The organism is Caballeronia sp. INML2 (assembly GCF_023631365.1).
Classification (GTDB): Bacteria; Pseudomonadota; Gammaproteobacteria; order Burkholderiales; family Burkholderiaceae; genus Caballeronia; species Caballeronia turbans.
Window position 1 is genome coordinate 1 of record NZ_JALQDH010000017.1, and the last position, 13211, is coordinate 13211.

Consider the following 13211-nt stretch of genomic DNA (forward strand, 5'->3'; position numbering starts at 1 on the left):
CCCCCCCCCCCCCCCCCCGCCCCCCCCCCCCCCCCCCCCCCCCCCCCCCCCCCGCCCCCCCCCCCCCCCCCCCCCCCCCCCCCCCCCCCCCCCCCCCCCCCCCCGGCGCACCCCTCGCAACATTCGCGGTGCGGTGCCGGTTTCAAGGCACTACACTTGCTCGATGGTCCTGGTTGCCCGCTGCGGCGCCTTTCGCCACAGCGCGCTCTTCGCAAAGGAGTCGTCGCTCATGTCTCAAGCAACACCTCAGGCCAAAGATCTCGATCGCCTCGCGATCGACACCATCCGTACCCTCTCGATGGACGCCGTGCAAAAGGCCAATTCCGGCCACCCCGGCACGCCGATGGCGCTCGCGCCCGTCGCGTTCCATCTCTGGCAGAACCATCTTCGTTACGACCCCGACGCGCCGCTCTGGCCGAATCGCGACCGCTTCGTGCTGTCGGTCGGCCATGCGTCGATGCTGCTTTACTCACTGCTGCATCTGGCGGGCGTGAAGGAAGTCGACGATGAGGGCAAGCCGACCGGCAAGCCCGCCGTGTCGCTCGACGACATCGAGCATTTCCGCCAGCTCGACAGCAAGACGCCGGGTCACCCGGAATACCGCATGACGACCGGCGTCGAAACCACGACCGGCCCGCTCGGGCAGGGTCTCGGCAACAGCGTCGGCATGGCGATGGCCGCGCGCTGGAAGGAAGCCCACTTCAACAAGGGCGAGGACACGATCTTCGACTACCGCGTCTACGCGCTGTGCGGCGACGGCGACATGATGGAAGGCGTGTCGCACGAAGCCGCGTCGCTCGCGGGGCATCTGCGGCTTTCGAACCTCATCTGGATCTACGACAGCAACCGCATCACCATCGAAGGCCATACGGATCTCGCGTATAGCGACGACGTCGAAGCGCGCTTTCACGGCTACAACTGGCACACGCTGCACGTCGACGACGCCAACGACGCGCAGGCGCTCGAAGATGCCATCAACAAGGCGAAGTCGCACACGGACAAGCCGACGCTGATCGTCGTGAAGAGCATCATCGGCTGGGGCGCGCCTAACAAGCAGGACACGGCGAGCGCGCACGGCGAGGCGCTCGGCGAGGAAGAGGTGAAGCTCGCGAAGAAGTTCTATGGCTGGCCGGAGGACAAGCAGTTCTATGTACCCGATGGTGTGATGCAGCACATCGCCGACGGCATGGGCGCGCGCGGCAAGAAGCTGCATGCCGAGTGGAAGCAGCGTTTCGACGCCTACGAGAAGGCCAATCCCGAACTCGCGAAAGAAGCGTGGCTGATGCTCGGATCGAAGCTTCCCGACAACTGGGACGCCGATATTCCGACCTTCGAGCCCGACGCAAAAGGTATCGCCACGCGCGATTCGTCGGGCAAGGTGCTGAACGCCATCGCGCCGCGTCTTCCCTGGCTCATCGGCGGCGCGGCGGATCTCTCGCCATCGACGAAGACGAATCTCAAGTTCGAGGGCGCGGGCAGCTTCGAGCACGACAGCTACGGCGGACGCAATCTGCACTTCGGCATTCGCGAGCACGGCATGGGCGCGGTCTGCAATGGCCTGGCGCTCTCCGGATTGCGTCCGTATGGATCGACGTTCCTGATCTTCAGCGACTACATGAAGCCGCCGATCCGCCTCTCGGCGATCATGGAAGTGCCGGTGATCTACGTGTTCACGCACGATTCGATCGGCGTCGGCGAAGATGGTCCGACGCACCAGCCGATCGAGCAGCTGGCCTCCCTGCGCGGCGTGCCGGGCCTCTGCACAATGCGCCCCGCCGATGCGAACGAGGTGAGCGAAGTGTGGCGCGTCGCGCTGTCGCATTCGAAGGAGCCGTCCTGCATCGTGCTCACGCGCCAGGCGCTGCCGACTTTCGATCGCAAGAAGTACGCATCGGCCGATGGCGTGAAGCATGGCGCGTATGTGCTCGCCGATGCCGAAGGCGGCAAGAAGCCCGAGGTTCTCCTGCTCGCGACCGGCAGTGAAGTGTCGCTGTGCGTCGAGGCCTACGAAAAACTGAAGGCCGAAGGCATCGCGGCGCGCGTCGTGTCCATGCCGTCGTGGGACATCTTCGAGAAGCAGGATACGGCGTACAAGGACTCGGTGCTGCCGCCGGACGTGAATGCGCGCGTCTGCGTCGAGCAGGCCGCGACGCTCGGCTGGGATCGCTATGTCGGCCGGCTGGGAACCCAGATCGTGATGCACACATTCGGCGCATCGGCGCCGTTGAAGGCGTTGAAGAGCAAGTTCGGCTTCACGCCGGAAGCGGTCTACGAAGCCGCGAAGAAGCAGATCGAACGCGTGAAATCCAACGGCAAGGAGTGAATCATCATGCAGATCGGCATCGTGGGACTGGGGCGCATGGGCGGCAACATCGGGCGGCGGCTGATGCGCGGCGGGCATGCCTGCGTCGCGTACGATCACAATCCGCAAGCGACCGAAGCGCTCGCAAGCGACGGCGCGACGGGCGCGAAGGACCTGGGCGATCTCGTCGCGAAGCTGGCCGCGCCGCGCGTCGTCTGGCTGATGCTGCCCGCGGGGAAGATCACCGAAGACACGCTCAACGATCTGCACAAGATTCTCGGCGCGGACGACGTGATCATCGACGGCGGCAACAGCTTCTATAAAGACGATATCCGCCGCGCCGCGCAGTTGCGCGAGCAGGGCATCCATTACGTCGATGTCGGCACGTCGGGCGGCATCTGGGGACTGGAGCGCGGCTACTGCATGATGATCGGCGGCGATGAGGCGGTCGTGCGCCGGATCGATCCGATTCTCGCGACACTCGCGCCGGGACGCGGCGACATCCCCGAGACCCCCGGCCGCGAAGGGCGCGATCCGCGCGTCGAGAATGGCTACATGCATTGCGGACCGGTCGGTTCGGGGCACTTCGTGAAGATGGTCCACAACGGCATCGAGTACGGTCTGATGCAGGCGTATGCCGAAGGCTTTCACATCCTGAGGCACAAGGAGTCGAAGGACCTCGCGGAAGGCGAACGCTATACGCTCGATCTCGCGGATATCGCCGAAGTATGGCGGCGCGGCAGCGTGGTGTCGTCATGGCTGCTCGATCTGACCGCGGGCGCGCTCGCCAGCGACGGCACGCTCGAGCGCTTCTCGGCGGAAGTCGCGGACAGCGGCGAAGGGCGCTGGACGATCGAGGCGGCGATCGAGGAAGCGGTGCCCGCGCAGGTGCTGTCGGCGGCGCTTTACACGCGCTTCCGTTCGCGCGATGCCGAATCGTTCCCCGAACGCATGCTTTCGGCAATGCGCTTCGGCTTCGGCGGACATCACGAGTTTCCCGCGAAGTAGCGTTGCTTCGTCGACGGTGTAAATACGGCGATGGACTTGAGCGGTCCATCGCCGTTTTTCATTTCATCATGCGCCGCCGGAAGAGCCATGCGCACAGGAAGAACGGCACGAGCGCATACGCGAACAGCACGAGCACATGGAGGGCTGCGCCGTCGAACGGGCGGCCGAGCATCGCGGGGCGGATCAGTTCGACCGCGTGAAAGAGCGGCAGTACCTGCGTGACGTGCTGAGCGAGCGCGGGCAGTTGCGCGATCGGAAAGAACACGCCGGAGAGCAAGAGCATCGGCGTGAGCGCGAGCGTCTGATAGAACATGAAGAAGTCGTAGCTCGGCGCGAGCGCGGTGATGACCATCGCGGTGCTGGCGAAGGCGAGTCCCGTCAGCGCGATGACGGGCAGCGCGATCAGCATCGACGGAAAGCTCGCATAGCCGAGCACGCCCGCGACGATCATGATCGCCACGCCAGAGAGCACCGACTTGCTCGCGGCCCATACGATCTCACCGAGCACGATGTCGCCGAGTGTGAGCGGCGTATGCATGATGGCTTCCCACGTGCGCTGAACGTGCATGCGCGAGAAGCCCGAGTACATCGCCTCGAAGCTCGCGGACATCATCACGCTCGATGCCGCCGTGCCCGCCGCGAGAAACGCGATGTACGACACGCCGTCGACATGCCCGACCATCAGCCCGAGACCCAGTCCCAGGCCGAAGAGATAGATCATGGGGTCGGCGAGATTGCCGATCATCGAGGCAATCGCGAGCTTCTTCCAGACGAGATAGTTGCGCCGCCAGACCGACATCCAGTGCGTTGCATTGGCGGGCAGCGCGCTGGCTAGCGGCGTCACGCTTTGCGCGTGTTTCGGCTGCGCCCGCTCGCGTTTCTTGTTCTTGTCGATGCGGGATGGTTCGAGCGTATCCATTGAGTCAGTCCACCATTTCCCGTCCCGTGAGACGCAGGAAAACATCTTCGAGATTCGCCGGACGATGCAGATAGCGCACGTCCGCGCGGCCTTTCACGCGCGCATGCACGGGCTGCGGATCGTCCACGTAGCAAAAGAGCGTTTCGCCGCTCACTTCCATGCGCTCGACGAACGGCTCGAGTTCCGTCGCGAGCGCCTGCGGATCGGGCCCGTAAATCTCGATGACATCCGAGCCGATCACCGATTCGATGAGATCGTGCGGACGTCCTTCGGCAATCTTGCGGCCTTCCTCGATCACGCAGACGCGGTCGCACAGACGTTCGGCTTCTTCCATGAAATGCGTCGTCAGAAGGATGGTCTTGCCGCGCGTGAGCAGCGAGCGCAGGCGCTCCCAGATGAGATGCCGCGCTTGCGGATCGAGTCCGGTCGTTGGTTCATCCATCACGAGGACATCGGGATCGTTGACGAGCGCGCGCGCGAGCGTGAGACGCCGCTTCATGCCGCCCGACAATTCGCCGACGCGCGCATTCGCCTTGCTCTCCAGACGCGCGAATTCGAGCAGCGAAGGCACGAGCGCATCCATGCGCGCGCCGGTCAGACCAAAGTAGCGGCCGAAGACAGTCAGATTTTCGCGCACCGTGAAATCGGGGTCGAGGTTGTCGAACTGCGGCACGACGCCCACGCGTTCTCTCGCGAACCGGGCGCGCGCGGGGACCGGCTCGCCGACGAGACGAATCGCGCCGCTATCGGGGAAGGTGATGCCGAGCAGCATCTTGAGCGTCGTCGTCTTGCCCGCGCCGTTCGGGCCGAGCAGTCCGAAACATTCGCCGGGCCGCACATCGAACGAGAGACCATCGACGACGGTGCGTTCACCGTAGTGCTTCCTTACTTCGCTGAACTCGATGGCGGGCGCGCCGCTTTCATCGGACCCGCGTGCAGTGCGCTGTTGCAATGTTTGATCAGTCATGCATTCGTGCCGGGAAAACCGCGTGGGGAAATCCAGCGGGCTAGTGTAATCCATTGCACCAAGGCGATGCCTGGCGTGCAACCGCGTGCGGCGGGCGCGTTTCAAACCTGTGCGGTGAGCGTTGAACCGGTTCCGGCCGAAAGTGCCAGAGGCTTGTCCGTTGGCGTGTTCAGAGTTCTGGCACGGTGCGAGCTAGCATGTTCGCGCCGGTAAGCGTTTTCCAGCGTTGCCACCCATGTGGCGACACACGATGATGAAGCAACGCCGCGGGTAAATCGCGCTGTGGTCGCATCGAGCGGGCGCGAAGGGCAAGTTGGCCAGGGAGGTCATGATGGAAAGCTACCGAAAAATCCTGCTCTGCTATGACGGTTCCAGAGAGGGTCGCAAGGCATTGCGGCAAGGCGCGAATCTCGCGCTGGACCTGAATGCCGAGACGCACGTCCTCGCGGTGGTGGACATGCGATCGAGCATTGCGCAGAGCGCCGGACTGCTAACCGATATGGCCTGCGGACGCTTCGAGGAGGCCGCGCGCGACATTTTGCAGGAAGGCGTCGACTGGCTGCGCGAGCGGGGTCTTCAGGCGCAGGGACACTTCGCGTTCGGGCACCCGATCGACGAAATCGCCGCGCTTGCGGAAAGCCTTCAGGTCGATCTCGTCGTGGTGGGGCATCGCTGCCGCAACGGTCTCGCGCGCTGGTGGATGGGCGCGGGCAACACTCCGTTGCTCGACCGCGTGAAGTGCAGCATTCTTGTAGCCGTCTGTCAGGCCGGTGAATCGGCGGAGGCCGAAGACGAAGCGGCCTACGCCGCGAAACCGGTCAAGGCCGAAGCCGGCGCCTGAAGAGGACGTTCGACGCGTCACCCGTTGAGATCGACCGCGACGAGCTTCCATGTCACGAGGCCGTAGCGATGGAAGATCGCCGAGTAACGCGCATCTCCGGCGCCGTGCTGATACGTGACGACGAACGTGTTCAGGCTTCGATAACCGGCCGTGGTCTGGGGCGGCACCTTCGGTGCCTGCTGCGCGGTCGTGACGCCGGGGGCCGGCGCGTCCGGGTGCGCCGCCGATGAGCCGCTCCCGGCCGGCGGCGGCTGCTCGCCCGGATCGCCGCGCGGCGGAATGCCGTTCAGAATCGCCGCGACGCCGTCCGGTGTCGCATAGGAGTCCACCAGAGGACCGACGAGCGCTGCGCCGATCATCGCCCCGATGATCGCGAGCGGATTGCTCTTTTGTATATCGACGCGGCGCGTGAGCAGCGCGCCGACCTGCTCCTTGAGGCTCGCGCGCAGCGCGGGAAAATCGACGTACTCGTTGACGGTCTGCGCATCGCGCGCATCGGCTGCGCGTTTTACGCGGTTCAGCGCGATGTAAGGCGACGCATAGATAAAAGCGAGCGCCGCGGCGAGAATCAGGACGAGGACTGCGGCGGCGACGGAGCGGCTAGTGCGGGACATGCGACGGCGAAGCCTCTCTGCAAAACGTGAATCTGAAATTGACCTCGCAGGCGCGTGATAAATCCCGTTGATTCACATTCTGCGGGCGGTGCGCCTCGTTTCAGGCGAGGATGCCGCCGGTGAGCCCTGCGTTTTCCTCCGCGATGCAACGGTCGATCATGCGCGACACTTCGTCGATCTTGCCTACCAGAATCACGCGTGACTGGCCGCGATAGACACGCACCGGCGCGCGCTGTTCCGGCTCCGCATGCACTGTGCTGTTCAACGACACGCGCGCGAAAGCCGGCTGCTGGGACGGCAGCGCGGGCATTTCGTCGAAGAGATCCGACGTAGTTTCGGCGCGCGGCATGCCGCAGGCGATCAGCGCGCGCAGATGGCGCAGGCGGCCGAATTGACGGAAGGGCAGCAGCCGGGCAAAACGTTCCATGATGACTCTCCAGACGATAGGACGCACCGCGGCGCACCGCGCACGGCGGCCGTCATGCTTGTTATGTTTGAACCGGCTCGACTGAACGTCGAAAGCGGTTGGTGAGGCTATCTTGCGATGTCAATGAGACATTTCTTGTCCCGTTGCGAAAGTGAGCGAATGATTTGCCTCCGACTTTCGCTTCCCGCCCATGTCGCGCGGAGACCTCAGAACTCGCCTGAACGAATCAGCCCGACCGCGATGCCTTCCAGCGCGAAATCGCTGCTGCCGGAGCGCACGAAAATATTCTCGTAATCCGGGTTTTCGGCGATGAGCTCGACGCCGTCCGGACGGCGTTTCCAGCGTTTGACCGTCACGTCGTCGCCGAGACGCGCGACCACGATCTGTCCGTCTTTCGCTTCGGTGCGCTTCTGCACGGCCAGCAAGTCGCCGTCGAGGATGCCGGCGTCGCGCATCGAGAGGCCGCGCACTTTCAGCAGATAGTCCGGCCGGCTGGAAAAGAGCGCGGGGTCGCAGGCGTAATGCTGCGAGATGTGTTCCTGCGCGAGGATCGGACTTCCGGCCGCGACACGCCCGACGAGCGGCAGCGACAGCTGCATGATGCTCTGATGCGGCAGCGTGAATTGATGGGGCATGTCCTCCGAACGATCGGAGCGCGAGGCATCGCCGAGCAGCCTGATGCCGCGCGACGAGCCCGCCGCGAGTTCGATCACGCCCTTGCGCGCCAGCGCCCGCAAGTGCTCCTCTGCGGAATTCGCCGAGCTGAAGCCGAGTTCCGCCGCAATCTCGGCGCGCGTCGGCGGAAAGCCCGTGCGGTCGATCGCGCGCTGGATCAGTTCGAACACCTGCTGCTGCCGCGCGGTAAGTTTTGATGTCTTGGTCACTGGCTCGGGCCCTTGGTGCACTGTATGGATGGACAGGTGACTGTATTTTTATACAGTATTTCGCGCTTTTCAAGCTTTACTTTAAGTTCGCCCGTCTGCGGCTGCCGCGCGCACGCTTCGCGGCCGCGATCGCTTTTTCCATCCAGGAATATCGTTCTTAGCAGTTTTACGTATAAAAAAGTGAATAACGATTATTTCTAATCATATAGACGCCTCGATAGACTGATTCCGTCAATTCGATAAGACGGAGAACGGGGAATGCAAAGCATCAGACTGGGATTGGGCAAAGGCGCGCGGCGCCTGCTCGCGGCGGCGGCGCTGACGGCGGCGGGCGTTGGGATGGCCGCGTCGGCCTTCGCGCAGACGTCGTTTCTGAACGTCTCATACGACCCGACCCGCGAGCTGTATCAGGACTTCAATCAGGCGTTCGCGAAAAAGTGGAAGGCCGATACCGGCGAGACGGTGACCTTCAAGCAATCGCACGGCGGCTCGGGCGGACAGGCTCGCGCGGTGCTCGACGGTCTGCAGGCCGACGTCGTCACGCTCGCGCTCGCTTACGACATCGATGCGCTCGCCTCCAAGGGACTCGTCGGCGCGGATTGGCAAAAGCGCCTGCCGGACAACGCGTCGCCGTACACGTCGACGATCGTGTTCCTCGTGCGCAAAGGCAATCCGAAGCACATCAAGGACTGGGACGATCTGACGAAGCCCGGCGTGTCGATCGTCACGCCGAACCCCAAGACCTCGGGCGGCGCGCGCTGGAATTACCTCGCGGCGTGGGCGTATGCGCAGCACAAGCCGGGCGGCAACGAGCAGACCGCGAAAGATTTCGTGACGAAGCTCTATAAGAATGCCGGCGTGCTCGATTCCGGCGCGCGCGGCGCCACGACGAGCTTCGTGCAGCGCGGCCAGGGCGACGTGCTGATCGCGTGGGAAAACGAAGCGTTCCTTTCGGTGAAAGAGTTCGGCACCGACAAGTTCGAGATCGTCGTGCCGACGGTGAGCATCCTCGCGGAACCGCCGGTCGCGGTGGTCGACAAGGTCGTCGACAAGCACGGCACGCGCAAGCTCGCCGATGCCTATCTCAAGTACCTGTATAGCGACGAAGGACAGCAGATCGCCGCACGCAACTTTTATCGGCCGCGCTCGGACAAGGTGCCCGCCGAACTCACCAAGCAGTTTCCGAAGCTGAAGCTCTACACCATCGACGACACGTTCGGCGGCTGGACCAAGGCGCAGAAGACGCATTTCGCGGACGGCGGCGTGTTCGATTCGATCTATCAACCGCAGTAACAGAAGAAGCGGGCGACGCGGCGCATCCATGACGCCGCGCGCCCGAAGCAGCAACGCGCCTCACCCCGGCGCAAAAAAGGATCAATCAAGGATGACGACCCTCACATTCAAGAAGCCGAGCGCGCTTCCCGGGTTCGGCCTGACGCTCGGCATCACGGTGGCGTACTTGAGCCTCGTGGTGCTGATTCCGCTCGCCGCCACCTTCGCGAAGACGGCGACGCTCGACTGGGCGCAGTTTGTACGCGCGGTGACCTCGCCGCGCGTGCTCGCGTCGTATCGGCTCACGTTCAGCGCGGCGCTCGGCGGCGCACTCATCAACGCGGTGTTCGGCTTTCTCGTCGCGTGGGTGCTTGTGCGCTACACGTTTCCGTTCAAGCGCATCGTCGATGCGATCGTCGATCTGCCGTTTGCGCTGCCGACTTCCGTCGCGGGCATCTCGCTTGCCGCGGTCTATGCGGGCAACGGCTGGATCGGGCAATATCTCGCGCCGCTCGGCATCAAGGTCGCCTTCACGCCGCTGGGCGTGCTCGTCGCGCTGACGTTCATCGGCTTGCCTTTCGTCGTGCGCACGGTTCAGCCCGTGCTGGAAGAATTCGAACGGGAGCAGGAAGAGGCCGCCGCGTGCCTTGGCGCAACGCGCTGGCTGACGTTTCGCCGCGTCGTGCTGCCTTCGGTCTTTCCCGCGCTACTGACGGGTTTCGCGCTCGCGTTCGCGCGCGCACTCGGCGAGTACGGCTCGGTGATCTTCATCGCGGGCAATGTGCCGATGAAATCCGAGATCACGTCGCTGCTCATCATCACGAAGCTCGAACAGTACGACTATGCCGGCGCGACCGCGCTCGCCGTCGTGATGCTGTGCGTGTCGTTCCTGATGCTGCTCTTCATCAATACGCTGCAGTGGTTCCTGCAGCGGCGCACGAGCAGGACGGGCGCGGCGCCTGCCGTCGCGGCCGGCCCTTCGCTGCACGTCGGACATCCGGGCGGAGGTCACGCATGAGCACGCCCGATAGCAAGGCGCTTCCGGTGCACGCACCCGTGCGCGTGCGCAAGCACAGCCTCAACCCCGTCACCGAGCCGCGTGCCGTGCGCTGGCTGCTCACGGGCATCGCGCTCGTGTTTCTTGCGCTCTTTCTCGTCGTCCCGCTCGTCGCGGTGTTCGTGCAGGCATTCGCGAAAGGCATCGACTATTACTTCGAGTCGCTGAAGGATCCCGATGCGTGGTCCGCGATCAAGCTCACGCTGGTCACCGCGGCGATCGCCGTGCCGCTGAATGTCGTGTTCGGACTGGCGGCGTCGTGGGCGATCGCGAAGTTCGACTTCCGCGGCAAGGCGCTCTTGACCACGCTCATCGATTTGCCGTTCTCGGTCTCGCCGGTGATCTCGGGTCTCATTTACGTACTGATCTTCGGCGCGCAGGGCTGGTTCGGCCCGTGGCTCGCCGCGCATGACGTGCAGATCATCTTCGCGGTGCCGGGCATCGTGCTCGCGACCATCTTCGTGACGTTCCCGTTCGTCGCCCGCGAGCTGATTCCGCTGATGCAGGCGCAGGGCAACGACGAAGAGGAAGCGGCGCACGTGCTCGGTGCATCGGGCTGGCAGATCTTCAGGCGCGTGACGCTGCCCAACGTGAAGTGGGGCCTGCTCTACGGCGTGATCCTCTGCAACGCCCGCGCGATGGGCGAGTTCGGCGCGGTATCGGTCGTGTCGGGCCACATCCGCGGCCAGACCGACACGATGCCGCTGCACGTCGAAATTCTCTATAACGAATACAACTTCTCGGCCGCGTTCGCGGTGGCGTCGCTGCTCGCGCTGCTCGCGCTCGTCACGCTCGCGCTCAAGCTCCTGGCGGAGCGGCGCATGTCGCAAGCCGTCAGCGAAGCCCGGAAACCCGCCCAGCATTGAAGAGGCCGACAACATCATGAGCATCATCGTTCGCAATCTGCAAAAACGCTTCGGCGATTTCACCGCGCTCGACAACGTCACGCTGGATTTTCCGGCAGGCGAACTGGTCGCGCTGCTCGGGCCTTCCGGCTGCGGCAAGACCACGCTGCTGCGGGTCATCGCAGGCCTCGAATTCGCCGATGCGGGACAAGTCGTGCTGCATGGAGAGGACGTCGCGGCAGTCGGCGCGCGCGAGCGGCAAGTCGGCTTCGTGTTCCAGCATTACGCGCTCTTCAGGCACATGACGGTGTTCGAGAACGTCGCGTTCGGCCTGCGTGTGAAGCCGCGCCGCGAGCGTCCGAGCGAAGCCGCGATCCGCGAGAAAGTGCATGAACTGCTGAAGCTCGTGCAGCTCGACTGGCTCGCCGAACGTTTTCCCTCCGAGCTGTCGGGCGGACAGCGGCAGCGCATCGCGCTCGCACGCGCGCTCGCCGTCGAGCCGAAAGTGCTCCTGCTCGACGAGCCGTTCGGCGCGCTCGACGCGAAAGTGCGCAAGGAACTGCGCAGCTGGTTGCGCCGCCTGCACGACGATCTGCATATCTCGACACTCTTCGTCACGCATGACCAGGAAGAGGCGCTCGAAGTGGCGGACCGCATCGTCGTGATGAATCATGGGCGGGTGGAGCAGGTAGGTAGCCCGCAGGACGTGTACGATCATCCGCAGACGTCGTTCGTGTACGAGTTTCTCGGCGCGGCGAACCGGCTGCAGGGCAATGTCGATGCGAACGGCTTCGTCGCCGATGGCGCCGCGAGCCCGATCGCCACACAGGCGCATTTCAGCGGCCGGGCGCTTGCGTATGTGCGCCCGCATGATCTCGCACTGTATCCCGCCGACGGCGCGCATCGCGATGGCATCGTGGTCGGCGTGCGGCGCGTCGTGACGCTGGGCGGCTCGGTGCGCGTCGAGCTCGAAGGCAGCGCGGGCAGCGTGATCGAGGCGGAGCTGGATCGGGAGGCATGGCGCGCGCTCAAGCTCGATATCGGCGATGGCGTGACGGCCGTGCCACGCGCGCTGCGGGTCTTTCCGGCGCCATCGCCGGCGCAATGACATAACGACATAAAAGGATCGCGGAGAGGTTCACATGAATTTTCAGCAACTGCGCTTCGTGCGCGAGGCCGTGCGTCAGAACATGAATCTGACGGAGGTCGCCAACGTGCTCTACACGTCGCAATCCGGCGTGTCGAAACAGATCAAGGATCTCGAGGACGAGCTCGGCGTCGATATCTTCATTCGACGCGGCAAACGTCTCACGGGACTCACCGAGCCGGGCAAGGAGGTGCATCAGCTGATCGAGCGCATGCTGCTCGACGCCGAGAACCTGCGGCGCGTCGCGCGCCAGTTCGCGGATCAGGACAACGGCCACCTGGTCGTCGCGACGACCCACACGCAGGCGCGTTACGCGCTGCCGAAGGTCATCCGCCAGTTCACGGAAGTGTTCCCCAAGGTGCATCTCGCGCTGCGCCAGGGCAGCCCGCAGCAGATCGCGCAGATGATCATCAATGGCGAGGCGGATATCGGCATCTCGACCGAAGCGCTCGACCGTTACCCGGACATCGTCACGTTTCCGTGCTATTCGTGGCATCACACGGTCGTCGTGCCGAAGGATCATCCGCTCGTCGGCCGCGAGAACATCACGCTCGAGCAGATCGCCGAATATCCGATCGTCACCTACGACCAGGACTTCACCGGCCGCTCGCACGTCGATCAGGCGTTCGCGAGCGCGGGCGCGATTCCCGATATCGTGCTGACCGCGATCGATGCCGACGTCATCAAGACGTATGTCGAGCTGGGCATGGGCATCGGCATTGTCGCGGCGATGGCCTACGACGCGAAGCGGGACACCGAGCTCGTCGCGCTCGACACGCAGCATCTTTTCGAGGCCAGCACGACGCGCGTCGGGCTGAGAAAGGGCGCGTTCCTGCGGGCGTACGCGTATCGATTGATCGAGATGTTCGCGCCGCAACTCGAAGAAGCGCAGATCGCGGCCCAGCTTCGCGAAACGGCGTGATTCACA

The 13211-nt window shown here is 64.3% G+C and carries 13 protein-coding genes; 8 read left to right on the plus strand and 5 right to left on the minus strand.

The window, feature by feature from the left end:
* Nucleotides 1-229 precede the first annotated feature (229 nt).
* Together tkt and gnd are read left to right on the plus strand one after the other, a co-directional pair.
* Nucleotides 230-2323: a transketolase gene (tkt, locus tag NCT32_RS06475; protein ID WP_061117620.1), complete on the plus strand. Its 2094-nt coding sequence runs from the start codon at nt 230-232 to the stop codon at nt 2321-2323.
* 6 nt (nt 2324-2329) lie between these two features.
* Nucleotides 2330-3310 carry a phosphogluconate dehydrogenase (NAD(+)-dependent, decarboxylating) gene (gnd, locus tag NCT32_RS06480; RefSeq protein WP_061117429.1) on the plus strand — a complete coding sequence of 327 codons (981 nt, stop codon included), beginning with the start codon at nt 2330-2332 and terminating at the stop codon, nt 3308-3310.
* Between the two features lie 58 nt (nt 3311-3368).
* Here gnd and NCT32_RS06485 read toward each other — a convergent pair whose 3' ends face one another.
* Together NCT32_RS06485 and nodI are read right to left on the minus strand one after the other, a co-directional pair.
* A complete protein-coding gene (locus tag NCT32_RS06485) occupies nt 3369-4229 on the minus strand; it encodes an ABC transporter permease (RefSeq protein WP_284508491.1) in 861 nt (286 codons plus the stop codon).
* A 4-nt stretch (nt 4230-4233) separates the two neighbouring features.
* Nucleotides 4234-5196, minus strand: a complete 963-nt coding sequence (gene nodI, locus NCT32_RS06490; RefSeq protein ID WP_061117428.1) for a nodulation factor ABC transporter ATP-binding protein NodI — start codon at nt 5194-5196, stop codon at nt 4234-4236.
* Nucleotides 5197-5527: 331 nt separating this feature from the next.
* On the opposite strand from nodI, the gene NCT32_RS06495 reads away from it, so the two are divergent.
* On the plus strand, nt 5528-6037 hold the full coding sequence (locus NCT32_RS06495; protein ID WP_061117618.1) for a universal stress protein: 510 nt from the start codon (nt 5528-5530) through the stop codon (nt 6035-6037).
* A gap of 17 nt (nt 6038-6054) precedes the next feature.
* On the opposite strand, the gene NCT32_RS06500 is transcribed toward NCT32_RS06495, so the two are convergent.
* The 3 genes from NCT32_RS06500 to lexA form a co-directional block, all read right to left on the minus strand.
* Entirely contained in the window at nt 6055-6651 is a 597-nt protein-coding gene (locus tag NCT32_RS06500) for a DUF2939 domain-containing protein (RefSeq protein WP_061117427.1), read from the minus strand.
* 100 nt (nt 6652-6751) lie between these two features.
* Nucleotides 6752-7078: a hypothetical protein gene (locus NCT32_RS06505; RefSeq protein WP_061117426.1), complete on the minus strand. Its 327-nt coding sequence runs from the start codon at nt 7076-7078 to the stop codon at nt 6752-6754.
* A 206-nt stretch (nt 7079-7284) separates the two neighbouring features.
* Nucleotides 7285-7962, minus strand: coding sequence for a transcriptional repressor LexA (gene lexA / locus NCT32_RS06510; RefSeq protein ID WP_061117425.1), 678 nt, complete (start codon nt 7960-7962; stop codon nt 7285-7287).
* Nucleotides 7963-8220: 258 nt separating this feature from the next.
* On the opposite strand from lexA, the gene NCT32_RS06515 reads away from it, so the two are divergent.
* From NCT32_RS06515 to NCT32_RS06535, 5 genes are all read left to right on the plus strand, one after another.
* A complete protein-coding gene (locus NCT32_RS06515) occupies nt 8221-9255 on the plus strand; it encodes a sulfate ABC transporter substrate-binding protein (protein WP_061117424.1) in 1035 nt (344 codons plus the stop codon).
* 91 nt (nt 9256-9346) lie between these two features.
* Nucleotides 9347-10252, plus strand: a complete 906-nt coding sequence (gene cysT / locus NCT32_RS06520) for a sulfate ABC transporter permease subunit CysT (RefSeq protein WP_061117423.1) — start codon at nt 9347-9349, stop codon at nt 10250-10252.
* Nucleotides 10249-11157 (plus strand): sulfate ABC transporter permease subunit CysW, encoded by a 909-nt coding sequence (gene cysW, locus NCT32_RS06525; protein WP_061117422.1) that lies wholly within the window; start codon nt 10249-10251, stop codon nt 11155-11157. Before cysT ends, cysW begins: the two co-directional genes overlap by 4 nt.
* A gap of 16 nt (nt 11158-11173) precedes the next feature.
* Complete coding sequence (locus NCT32_RS06530; protein WP_061117421.1) at nt 11174-12244, plus strand: sulfate/molybdate ABC transporter ATP-binding protein; 1071 nt, start codon at nt 11174-11176, stop codon at nt 12242-12244.
* Nucleotides 12245-12278: 34 nt separating this feature from the next.
* On the plus strand, nt 12279-13205 hold the full coding sequence (locus tag NCT32_RS06535; RefSeq protein WP_061117420.1) for a CysB family HTH-type transcriptional regulator: 927 nt from the start codon (nt 12279-12281) through the stop codon (nt 13203-13205).
* Nucleotides 13206-13211: the final 6 nt, after the last annotated feature.

Coding starts and splice junctions, on each gene's coding strand:
- tkt (WP_061117620.1), top strand. CDS start 230: ATGTCTCAAGCAACACCTCAGGCCAAAGATCTCGATCGCCTCGCGATC.
- gnd (WP_061117429.1), top strand. CDS start 2,330: ATGCAGATCGGCATCGTGGGACTGGGGCGCATGGGCGGCAACATCGGG.
- NCT32_RS06485 (WP_284508491.1), bottom strand. CDS start 4,229: ATGGATACGCTCGAACCATCCCGCATCGACAAGAACAAGAAACGCGAG.
- nodI (WP_061117428.1), bottom strand. CDS start 5,196: ATGACTGATCAAACATTGCAACAGCGCACTGCACGCGGGTCCGATGAA.
- NCT32_RS06495 (WP_061117618.1), top strand. CDS start 5,528: ATGGAAAGCTACCGAAAAATCCTGCTCTGCTATGACGGTTCCAGAGAG.
- NCT32_RS06500 (WP_061117427.1), bottom strand. CDS start 6,651: ATGTCCCGCACTAGCCGCTCCGTCGCCGCCGCAGTCCTCGTCCTGATT.
- NCT32_RS06505 (WP_061117426.1), bottom strand. CDS start 7,078: ATGGAACGTTTTGCCCGGCTGCTGCCCTTCCGTCAATTCGGCCGCCTG.
- NCT32_RS06515 (WP_061117424.1), top strand. CDS start 8,221: ATGCAAAGCATCAGACTGGGATTGGGCAAAGGCGCGCGGCGCCTGCTC.
- cysT (WP_061117423.1), top strand. CDS start 9,347: ATGACGACCCTCACATTCAAGAAGCCGAGCGCGCTTCCCGGGTTCGGC.
- cysW (WP_061117422.1), top strand. CDS start 10,249: ATGAGCACGCCCGATAGCAAGGCGCTTCCGGTGCACGCACCCGTGCGC.
- NCT32_RS06530 (WP_061117421.1), top strand. CDS start 11,174: ATGAGCATCATCGTTCGCAATCTGCAAAAACGCTTCGGCGATTTCACC.
- NCT32_RS06535 (WP_061117420.1), top strand. CDS start 12,279: ATGAATTTTCAGCAACTGCGCTTCGTGCGCGAGGCCGTGCGTCAGAAC.